10 protein-coding genes and 2 pseudogenes are annotated in these 9307 nt (G+C 64.7%); 7 read left to right on the top strand and 5 right to left on the bottom strand.

Annotated elements, in window-relative coordinates; all coding sequences use genetic code 11:
* Window positions 1-78: 78 nt before the first annotated feature.
* The 3 genes and pseudogenes from ACH0BU_RS17410 to ACH0BU_RS17400 form a co-directional block, all read left to right on the top strand.
* Window positions 79-417, top strand: a pseudogene (locus ACH0BU_RS17410) (integrase core domain-containing protein); the annotation flags it as partial.
* Window positions 418-494: 77 nt separating this feature from the next.
* Window positions 495-641: a hypothetical protein gene (locus tag ACH0BU_RS17405; protein WP_205499316.1), complete on the top strand. Its 147-nt coding sequence runs from the start codon at window positions 495-497 to the stop codon at window positions 639-641.
* 39 nt (window positions 642-680) lie between these two features.
* Entirely contained in the window at window positions 681-833 is a 153-nt protein-coding gene (locus ACH0BU_RS17400; protein WP_007407005.1) for a DUF6118 family protein, read from the top strand.
* A gap of 146 nt (window positions 834-979) precedes the next feature.
* On the opposite strand, the gene ACH0BU_RS17395 is transcribed toward ACH0BU_RS17400, so the two are convergent.
* Window positions 980-1174, bottom strand: a complete 195-nt coding sequence (locus tag ACH0BU_RS17395) for a heavy-metal-associated domain-containing protein (protein ID WP_007407007.1) — start codon at window positions 1172-1174, stop codon at window positions 980-982.
* A 134-nt stretch (window positions 1175-1308) separates the two neighbouring features.
* Here ACH0BU_RS17395 and ACH0BU_RS17390 point away from each other — a divergent pair, with 134 nt between their 5' ends.
* From ACH0BU_RS17390 to ACH0BU_RS17380, 3 genes are all read left to right on the top strand, one after another.
* Window positions 1309-3762 carry a heavy metal translocating P-type ATPase gene (locus ACH0BU_RS17390; RefSeq protein ID WP_269430554.1) on the top strand — a complete coding sequence of 818 codons (2454 nt, stop codon included), beginning with the start codon at window positions 1309-1311 and terminating at the stop codon, window positions 3760-3762.
* Window positions 3763-3773: 11 nt separating this feature from the next.
* Entirely contained in the window at window positions 3774-4202 is a 429-nt protein-coding gene (gene cueR, locus ACH0BU_RS17385; RefSeq protein ID WP_079247197.1) for a Cu(I)-responsive transcriptional regulator, read from the top strand.
* A 112-nt stretch (window positions 4203-4314) separates the two neighbouring features.
* Entirely contained in the window at window positions 4315-4647 is a 333-nt protein-coding gene (locus tag ACH0BU_RS17380; RefSeq protein ID WP_046985870.1) for a four-helix bundle copper-binding protein, read from the top strand.
* A 127-nt stretch (window positions 4648-4774) separates the two neighbouring features.
* Here ACH0BU_RS17380 and ACH0BU_RS17375 read toward each other — a convergent pair.
* Both ACH0BU_RS17375 and ACH0BU_RS17370 read right to left on the bottom strand, forming a co-directional pair.
* A pseudogene (locus ACH0BU_RS17375) lies at window positions 4775-5389 on the bottom strand (FTR1 family iron permease); the annotation flags it as partial.
* Window positions 5371-5544: a TnsB C-terminal domain-containing protein gene (locus ACH0BU_RS17370; protein ID WP_500264412.1), complete on the bottom strand. Its 174-nt coding sequence runs from the start codon at window positions 5542-5544 to the stop codon at window positions 5371-5373. The pseudogene ACH0BU_RS17375 and the gene ACH0BU_RS17370, both read right to left, overlap by 19 nt.
* Before the next feature lie 81 nt (window positions 5545-5625).
* Here ACH0BU_RS17370 and ACH0BU_RS17365 point away from each other — a divergent pair, with 81 nt between their 5' ends.
* The gene (locus tag ACH0BU_RS17365; protein WP_500264411.1) at window positions 5626-7695 is read left to right on the top strand and encodes a TonB-dependent receptor; all 2070 of its coding nucleotides are present in this window, start codon (window positions 5626-5628) and stop codon (window positions 7693-7695) included.
* Window positions 7696-7792: 97 nt separating this feature from the next.
* Here the strand turns inward: ACH0BU_RS17365 and ACH0BU_RS17360 are convergent, their stop codons facing one another.
* Together ACH0BU_RS17360 and ACH0BU_RS17355 are read right to left on the bottom strand one after the other, a co-directional pair.
* Complete coding sequence (locus ACH0BU_RS17360; protein ID WP_500264410.1) at window positions 7793-8359, bottom strand: YybH family protein; 567 nt, start codon at window positions 8357-8359, stop codon at window positions 7793-7795.
* Window positions 8360-8363: 4 nt separating this feature from the next.
* A partial coding sequence (locus ACH0BU_RS17355; protein WP_500264409.1) for a helix-turn-helix domain-containing protein occupies window positions 8364-9307 on the bottom strand: 944 nt, incomplete at its 5' end.

Here is a 9307-nt window from a genome sequence, read left to right as displayed (position 1 = left end):
GAAGCCGGCGGGCGCTACGCGCCCTTGTCTCCATCAAGGCGACGCGGCCCTTCGAGAGGCCGCTTCCCAATGTGCTATGGCAGCGAGTTCATCGCCGCCGCCGTCCAGACCTGGCTCAGGCAGATCGGCGTGAAGACGCTCTACATCGCCCCGGGATCGCCATGGGAGAACGGCTACAACGAGAGCTTCAACGGCTCGCTGCGGGATGAGCTGCTGAACGGCGAGATCTTCTACACCCTCGCTGAAGCCAGGGTGCTGATCGAGGCGTGGCGGCGTCACTACAACACTGTCCGACCGCACAGCAGCCTCGGCTATCGACCACCCGCCCCGGAAGCGGCGACACCGCCATTGCCGGCCTCCGGTTCCGCTTCGCTCCACCTCCGACCGGCAATGGCGGCGGAGACGACAATGCACTAACTATCAACCCGGACCACCCGGTGGGGGCTGCTCAGTGCCGTGGAGGGCTTGGCGGCCGAGCGCGCCGCGCGATCAACGTGCCCGACTACAGCAAGGCGCTTGGCGTGCTTCAGCAGGGCGTGGACACGGCGACCGGCCGCATCGACCATGTTGTCCATATTCTTTCCAAAGCCCCGGTCATGGCGATGACGCCCAAGCAGATGGCGCAGCGCATCGCGGCGTGAACGCTCGGCCTACCACGTTGGGAAGCAGGGCAGCGCCTAATGCAGAGCGCCAGCCCGACCGCGTTCCGTGGGATCGTCGCGGCCGACAGAATCGTGACGGTTAATCGCGAAGCGATTGAAAGGTGCGTAGAAGCTGCTGCGAAAGCCCGTGAGACGGTGCGATGCACCGTCAAGGTCGCGCCCGCCCCATAAAGTAACAACGCGGACTTTTGAGGCTTCAGCCGGTGTCATGACCGTTTCAGGCCGGTGCACTTATGATCGCGAGGCGGGCGCGTGCGGATCAACGCACAATCCTTTTACGCGCCCGCCCCGAAAGCCCTCAGGCAAAATAGGGCTCTCTATTGCGTCACCGCGAAGCCGGCCTTCTCTATGGCCCGCTTGAGTTGCTGTACATCGGCCGTCGAGTTTACCGAAACGGTCTTGCTCGCCAAGTCGACGTTGACGACGGCCTTGGCATCGACGCGCTGAAGCGCGCTGGTCACACCGCGCGCACAGCCTCCGCAGGTCATTCCCTGAACTTTGAAATCGATCATCTTCGTTCTTCCATGAGGTGGATGAAGCAGATGTGGGGTTTGACACTGTGTCAGGGTCAAGGGGTGTATTTAGCTGTTGACCTTGACACGATGTGAGGGACGATAAGGCCATCGACTCAGTAGTGGAGACGACCATGAGCGCCCCGGCGCAGCTGCCAATGCAGACACAGGCGAGAAGCGAAGACAGGCTGTCGCTGGCCATCGATGGCATGACCTGCGCGACGTGTGTCGGGCGGGTGGAGCGCGCCATCGCCGGGGTGCCGGGCGTCGCCGGCGTCTCGGTCAATCTCGCGACGGAGCGCGCGAACGTCGAGTTCGTCGATGGACGATCCGATGTCGCTGCCGTAGCCGATGCGGTTCTTGCGGCGGGCTACACCCCGTTGACGCAAACGACCGAGCTGACGATCACGGGCATGACCTGCGCCTCATGTGTCGGCCGGGTCGAGAAGGCGCTGCTGAAAGTGCCCGGCGTCCGCTCCGCGAGTGTCAACCTGGCAGCCGAGACGGCGCGGATCGAAACGGTGGGTGGCGTCCCCACTTATGTCTTGGTCGAGGCCGTCGAAAGCGCTGGTTACACCGCATTCGCGCGCACCGGATCGGCGGAGGCGGAACGAAGCGCCGAGGACGCCCGCCGCGACGCAGCCGCAACAAGAGAGCTCCGCCACGTGCTGATCGCCGCGGCGCTGTCGCTGCCGCTGGTTGTTCCGATGCTGCTGGCCCCGTTCGGTATCGAGGTGGCGGTGCCGGGCTGGATCCAGCTGCTGCTCGCGACGCCCGTGCAGTTCTGGCTGGGCGCGCGCTTCTATCGCGCGGGTTGGAAGGCCGCGCGCGCCCGAACCGGCAACATGGACCTGTTGGTCGCGATCGGCACATCGGCCGCCTACGGGCTCAGCCTCTACCAGCTGCTGTTCGCGCCGATGCACGGCATGGATGCGCATTATTACTTCGAGGCTTCGGCCGTCGTCATCACCCTTATCCTGCTCGGCAAATGGCTCGAAGGCCGCGCCAAGCGTCAGACCGGAGAGGCGATCCGCGCGCTGATGGCGCTGCGGCCCGACCAGGCTCGCGTTGTCGGCACCGACGGCAGCGAACGAGAGATTGCCCTGGCGGAGGTGCGCTCGGGTGACCGCGTCCGCGTCCGGCCCGGCGAGCGCATCCCCGTCGATGGACGACTGATCGAGGGAGCAACCCATGTCGATGAATCCATGCTCACCGGAGAGAGCCTTCCGGTCGCCAAGGCCGCTGGAGACCCAGTGACCGGCGGATCGATCAACGCGGACGGCCTCATCCTGGTCGAGACGACGGCGGTGGGGGCTGAGACCACCCTCGCTCGCATCGTGCGCCTTGTCGAAAGCGCGCAGGGCGCCAAGGCTCCGATCCAGCGGCTCGTCGACAAGGTCAGCGCCGTGTTCGTGCCAATCGTCCTCGTCATAGCCGCGCTGACCCTCGCCGGCTGGCTGATCGCCGGCGCCGGAGTGGAAGTCGCGATCCTGAACGCGGTCGCGGTGCTCGTCATCGCCTGTCCGTGCGCGCTCGGCCTGGCCACGCCGACCGCGATCATGGCCGGCACGGGCGTTGCCGCGCGGGCCGGTGTCCTCATCAAGGACGCGGAGGCGCTGGAGACCGCGCACCGCATCAACATCGTCGCGTTCGACAAGACCGGCACGCTGACCGAGGGCAAGCCCTCGCTGCTGGCCGCACTGCCGGCCGAGGGGGCCGAACGCGCCGAGCTGATCGCGCTCGCCGCGGCGCTTCAGGCTGGAAGCGAGCATCCGCTCGCCCGGGCCGTCTTGGCGTGGGCCAGCTCGGAAGGCGTCGAACCCGCCCGCGCCAACGGGATGCGCGGCCTGCCCGGCCGCGGGGTTGCTGCAGACGTCAACGGCCGCAACCTGATCCTCGGCAGCACGCGCTTGATGGACGACGAAGCTATCGTGATGACACCGCTGGCGAGTGAGGCGGCCAGGCTGGAAGCCGAGGGACGGACGGTCTCCTGGGTCGCGGAACGCGCGCCCGAACGCCGCCTTCTCGGCCTTCTGGCGTTCGGCGACGAGGTCAAGGCTTCCGCCGCTGCTGCCGTGGCGGCGCTGCATGGCCGTGGCATACGCAGCGTGATGCTGACCGGAGACAATGCGGGAAGCGCCCGCGCAGCGGCGGCCAAGCTCGGCATCGACGATTTCGTTGCCAATGTCCTGCCGGAAGGAAAGTCGGATGCGGTAGCAGCATTGCGGGGCGGGGACCGCACGGTCGCGATGGTCGGGGACGGCGTCAACGACGCCCCTGCCCTCGCTGCAGCAGATGTCGGCATCGCCATGTCAACCGGAACAGACGTTGCGATGCACGCAGCGGGCATCACGCTGATGCGGGGCGATCCGCGCCTGGTCGCGGACGCGATCGACATCTCCAAACGGACATATTCCAAGATCCGCCAGGGGCTGTTCTGGGCGTTCATCTACAACCTGGTCGGCATCCCGCTGGCAGCGTTCGGTTATCTAAGCCCGGTGATCGCCGGCGCGGCGATGGCGCTGTCGAGTGTCAGCGTCGTCGCCAATGCTCTGACGCTTCGCCGTTGGCGTCCGACAGCGGCTTGAGGAGGCGATACGTGAATATAGGACAGGCGGCCAAAGCTTCGGGCGTCAGCCAGCGGATGATCCGCCATTATGAGGCGATCGGCCTCATTCCGAAGGCCACGCGGCGTGATTCCGGCTACCGCGACTATGACGAACGCGAAGTCCACATGTTGCGCTTCATCGGCCGCGCACGCGATCTGGGCTTTCCAATTTCGGAGATCGGCCAGCTCGTCGCGCTGTGGCAGGACGGCGATCGGGCGAGTGGTGAGGTCAAGGCCCTCGCGCTTGCACGAGCCGCGGAGATGGAGCGCAAGGAGCACGAGCTCCGAGCGATGCGCAAGTCGCTCGAAGATCTGGCGCGTCGCTGCGCGGGCGGAGATCGACCGGATTGCCCGATCCTGGACGATCTTGCGATCGGAGTGGAACATGTGAGTCTGCGTTGCGTTAAAGAAAAGGGTTGACCTTGGACCATGGTCCGAGCCGCAAGGACGGTGAAGTCCCGACCCCGGCGAGGGAAAGCGCCAAGAACCGCGTATATACAAGGGGAGGGGGGCGCATATGGAAGGAAAGACAATGCATCAGATCGATCCCGAGATGAAGGCGTGCATGGACGCCTGCCATGAATGCCACATCACCTGCCTTCACATGGCGATGAATCACTGCCTGGAGGCGGGCGGGCGACACGCCGAGCCTCAGCACATGAAGCTGATGCTGGACTGTGCTCAGATTTGCAGTGTCGCGATCGACTTCATGGCGCGCAAGTCCGAGCACCACCGGCATATCTGCCGCGAGTGCGCCGAGATTTGCCGGGCGTGCGCGTCGAGCTGCGAAGGGCTGGACGGCATGGAGGATTGCGTCGCCGCGTGTCGCAAGTGCGCCGACGCTTGCGACAAGATGGCCGCGTAAATGGCCCGAGGGCGGCGCTTTCCCCGCCGCCCTCCCGTTACATTGCGAGCCAAGGCGCGTGAGACGGTGCGATGCACGGTCAGGGTTGGCAGCAACGCTTTAGAGAGGGGCGTCACCTGCCCTGCCGCTAGGCTAGCGGCCCGCCCGTCCGCGGCTTGGCGCGGCGGTTCCAGGCGAACCCGATCATGATCGCGGCAAGCATCAGGAGTTGTGCCAGCACCGACTGAAATGTCGGGAACAGGCCCAACATCGAGATACGTGGCACGCTGGCGAGCGGCGCTATGTCGATGATCCCCGCCTCTTGGAGAGCAGCGACTCCCTTACCGGCCAGCACGACCGTCAGAGCGGCCATCAGCCATGAGCTGTAGCGGAAGAACTGCGTAATCGGCAGCGTCCGGCTGTAGCGGAGCATTGCCCAGGCGATGACGGCGAGAAGGCTGATCGCTGCGCCGGCCCCGGCCAGCAGCATCGCGGTGTTCCCCTGTGTCGAGAGCGCGGCGTAGAAAAGGATCGTCTCGAATACCTCCCGATAGACAACCAGGAATGCGAGCCCGAACAGGAACCATCCCGACCCGCCCGATAGCGCCCGTGACATTTTCTCGCGGATATAGCGTTGCCATTGATCAGCTTGTGCCTTGCCGTGCATCCAGATTCCGACCGAGAGCAGGACCACGGCCGCGAACAGCGAGCCGAACCCTTCCGTCAGTTCCCGGCTCGCGCCGCTTATACCGATCGCATAGGAATGCCGCTGACGATCCATTCGGGATTGGGCTTGCGCCAGATCGCCTGCCGCAAGGCGAGCGCCGTGTTGAGGGCACTGGGGGCATCGAGGCTGAGGAAGTAACCGGCGATGGCTCGGCTGTGATCGTCAACGATGACGGTCAGCCAAGGACGCACCGGGGTTCCGGCATCATCGAGCACGAGAATGTCGAGCACGTCCCGTTTTCCATTCGCATGACGAACATCGGTCGACCCGCGATGACCGCGATCGCCCTCGTGCTCGCAACCGGGCCAGCCTGGTCGCAACAGGTGTCGCGCAATGAGGAGGGGCTCGACGAGATCATCGTCACCGCCGAGAAGCGCGAGGAAAGCCTTCAGAAGGTACCCGTGTCGATCACCGCGATGACCGGCGAGGCGCTCGCGGCCACGGGCATTTCCAATGTCGAGGATTTGCAGTTCTTCGTGCCCGGTGTCTCGATCACCAATGACTCGATGGCGATCATCAACATCCGCGGTATCGGCACCTCGGCCTTTGGCGTCGCCACCGATCCGAGCACGACGGTGCACTATGACGGCGTCTATATCGCCCGCCCGACCACGAGCTATCAGGACCTGTTCGATGTCGAGCGCATCGAGGTGTTGCGCGGCCCCCAGGGCGTGTTGTTCGGGCGCAACTCAGCGGGCGGTACGCTCAACATCATCTCGAAGATGCCGACCGCCGACCTCAGCGGAACGCTCGGACTGACGCTGGGCAATTACGGCAAGCGCACGCTCAGCGGTACGATCGCAGGCCCCTTGAGCGAGACGGCCGGGCTGCGCGTGACGCTGCTCGGCAATGAGCGCGACGGCATCTATCGCGACGCGGTCACGCGCCGGCGCTACCAGAATGAGGGCAATCTCGCCGGCCGGGTCACCCTCGCGCTCGATCCCACCGACAATCTCGAAATCGTGCTGCGCGCCGATGCCAGCCGGGATCGCGAGACCGGCTATCCCTCGATCCGCGGCTCCTACCCGCCGGGCTTCGCCGCCGCCGGTGCCACCATTCCGACGCGCCGCAACGAAATCGCGCTCGACACCGTACCGCGGTATGACGTCGATGCCTGGGGGGTTTCGTCAACGGTCAGTTTCGACGCGGGCCCCGTCAAGCTCAAGTCGATCAGCGCACTGCGCAAGAGCAAGGTCGTCCAGGTCCTCGATGTCGATGCGACCGACTTGTTCCTGCGCAACATCGAGTTTTTCGAGCGGTCGCGCAGCATCACCCAGGAGCTCCAGTTGATGAATGCGGGCGACGGCAAATTGCGCTGGATCCTGGGTGCCTTCTACCTGAACGAGAAAGGCAGCGACGAAATCCGTATCCTCGAGCCGGGCCGCCGCCTCGCGATCCCCGAGAGCAACACGACCAACGCTTTCGCACTCTTCGGCCAGGCGAGCTACGAACTCGTCGACCGGCTCAAGCTGACCGCGGGGCTTCGCTATTCCTATGAGAAAAAGGATTTTGCCTATCGCGTGTTTTCGAACGCGGTACAGGTCGACAGCGGAGCGCCATCGGCATCCTGGACTGCCTGGACCCCCAAATTCGGGGTCGATTACGCGATCAGCGACGATGTCATGGCCTATGCTTCGGCCACACGCGGTTTCAAGTCAGGCGGCTTCCAGCTGGGCGACGGCAAGCCCTTCCTCCCCGAATATCTGTGGAGCTATGAGATCGGACTGAAGTCGACGCTGCTCGACCGACGACTGCGCGCCAATCTGTCAGCCTTCTATTACGACTACACCAACCTCCAGGTCGTCCAGTATATCAACGGCGTCGCGAGCACGACCAATGCCGGCCAGGCGACGATCAAGGGCGTTGAGGCCGAGATCATGGCACGCCCGACCGAGCGCTTCACGCTGACCTCGACCCTCGCCTGGCTTGACGCCCGCTATGATATCTATTTCGACCAGGGCAACAGCCTCAAGGGCAACCGGCTTCCCAACGCGCCGAAATGGAACATCACCTTGGGCGGCGAGTATAAGCTGCCCGTCGGCACCCGCGGCGACCTAATATTGCGCACGGACCTTGCGTGGCGCGACAAGGTCTTCTTCAAGCCTAACAACGACGCGCGGTACGCGGGAGACAGCTCAATGCTGATCAATGGTCGCATTGCCTGGCAGCCCGCGAACGAACGTTGGGAACTGGCAGTTTACGGGCGCAACCTCACCAATGAGCGCTATGCAAGCTACAAGGCGGTGGGCACCGACCCGACGGGCGTCTCCAACCCCGATCTGCCGCTCACCGTCTATGGCGAGCCGCGCCAATATGGCGTGCAGTTGCGCTACTTCTTCTGACCGGCTCCGGCGCCGGAGCGATCCCGTGCCGGCGCCGGCCAGCGTCCATCGCTGCGGGCGCGGAAGGCTCGACGGGGCCTTCCGCGCCCCTTCGAGATCAGGATTTGGGCTTGGGTTTGCGCGACGAGCTGTGCATGCTGATGATCTGCCAGCCTTCGCCGACGCGCTTCAAGACGCTGGTCGCAACCCCCTGACGTTCGATCGCGTCGCCCGTCTTGAGCTCGACGCGAAAGCTATAGCTCTCGATCGCGAGTGCGAGCGGGCCTTCCATCCGGACATCGACCTTATAGTCCGCGAATTTGAAGCTGCGGAACTCGGTGAGCTCGGGTCCGAGATGATGCGCGAGATAATTCGCAAAACTGCCCTCGCGCTTGCCATTCTCGACAACCTCGGAATCGGGCGAGAACAAGCCCTGGGTCTTCGAACCGTCGAGGCTCTCGATCGCTGCCTTGTACCTGCCGAGCACCGCCTCGACACCCGCACTGGCGGCTGACGGGTGATGCTGAGCATGCTGGTCTTGTGCGAGCGCGGGCGTCGCGAACAGGAAGAGGCCAGGCAGGATCGCCAGTGCCGATTTACGCATCTTCATCTTCTCCTCTTGTGTTGAAACTCGTGCCGGGATCGGTTGCAGCGGGATTTCGCTGCCGCCCGGCGAGCCGGGCATTGCTTCACCAAGACCCGTTTCGCGCCGCGCAGGTTCGATCTCGAAGGCCCGCTCGAGCGGGGCATCTTGTGTGGGGGCAATCCGCAGCGCGCCGCCACGCGGCCTTCATGTACCGGCCTTGACAGCGAAGGTGACCGCCGAGGCTGGCGCAAAGGGGTTGATACCGAGCCAGGCGATCGCTTTCGGTGCGAGTAATGAAGGAAAAAAGGGCGATCGCCGCGAATTGCTGATGGTGCGTGATGGCGAGCAATTCACCTTCCAGCTGCGATATCGGCTCAAGCGCGGACAGCGCCAGCTTACGCCTGACGAATTGCGGGTCGAGAACGGTATGATCGGCCTGCCACATCTCGTTCGAGGTCGCGGCTTCGCGCCGATGCACTAGCTCGTGCTGGTCGCGGTAGACGGCCGGATCGGAGGCTGCGGCGATCTGGCTTGCCGGTATCGCCCTGACGACACGCGCGACGGCCGCATAGCTGGGGGTTCGGTGTCCATGCGCGATGGCGAGTTCCTGCACCTTTCGGTGAATGGCGGCGACCGGGGGTCGCGGGCGCTTGGTGGCGAGAGTGCGGGTCAGTTCGACCAGATGTTCCGGCAGGTGCAGCCTGCCCCGATCGTTGCGCGGCAGACGCGCGAGACCGGCAAGTCCTTCGGCACGGTAGCGCCCGAGCCAGCGCTGCAACGTCCGCTCGCTCAGCGTGCCGGTGCGGGCGAGGTCCGCGAGCGGGATGCCATCGGCGAGGTGCGGTTCAAGGACGCGGTAGCGCTCGATCGCCAGCGGCGGGACAAGCGCCGGATGCGTCACCGCCGACGGTCCGTGTCGCAGGTAAGGAAAACGGAGATTTGCCTGCCCATCGCCATGCGAGTCCGCTCGTGTAGATGTCAGCGGTGAATAGCACGGTTCTGTCAGCGCTAAGTGACACCGATAACGAGTGTGCTGCGGGCGGCCTC

It is taken from the genome of Sphingomonas olei (assembly GCF_045369765.1).
GTDB classification, from domain to species: domain Bacteria; phylum Pseudomonadota; class Alphaproteobacteria; order Sphingomonadales; family Sphingomonadaceae; genus Sphingomonas; species Sphingomonas panaciterrae.
This window is presented reverse-complemented; position numbering and strand designations above follow the sequence as displayed.

What these genes read in the sequence shown, in the direction of transcription:
- ACH0BU_RS17400 (WP_007407005.1), top strand. Translation starts at nt 681, where the DNA reads ATGCAGAGCGCCAGCCCGACCGCGTTCCGTGGGATCGTCGCGGCCGAC.
- ACH0BU_RS17395 (WP_007407007.1), bottom strand. Translation starts at nt 1,174, where the DNA reads ATGATCGATTTCAAAGTTCAGGGAATGACCTGCGGAGGCTGTGCGCGC.
- ACH0BU_RS17390 (WP_269430554.1), top strand. Translation starts at nt 1,309, where the DNA reads ATGAGCGCCCCGGCGCAGCTGCCAATGCAGACACAGGCGAGAAGCGAA.
- ACH0BU_RS17380 (WP_046985870.1), top strand. Translation starts at nt 4,315, where the DNA reads ATGCATCAGATCGATCCCGAGATGAAGGCGTGCATGGACGCCTGCCAT.
- ACH0BU_RS17365 (WP_500264411.1), top strand. Translation starts at nt 5,626, where the DNA reads ATGACCGCGATCGCCCTCGTGCTCGCAACCGGGCCAGCCTGGTCGCAA.
- ACH0BU_RS17360 (WP_500264410.1), bottom strand. Translation starts at nt 8,359, where the DNA reads ATGCCCGGCTCGCCGGGCGGCAGCGAAATCCCGCTGCAACCGATCCCG.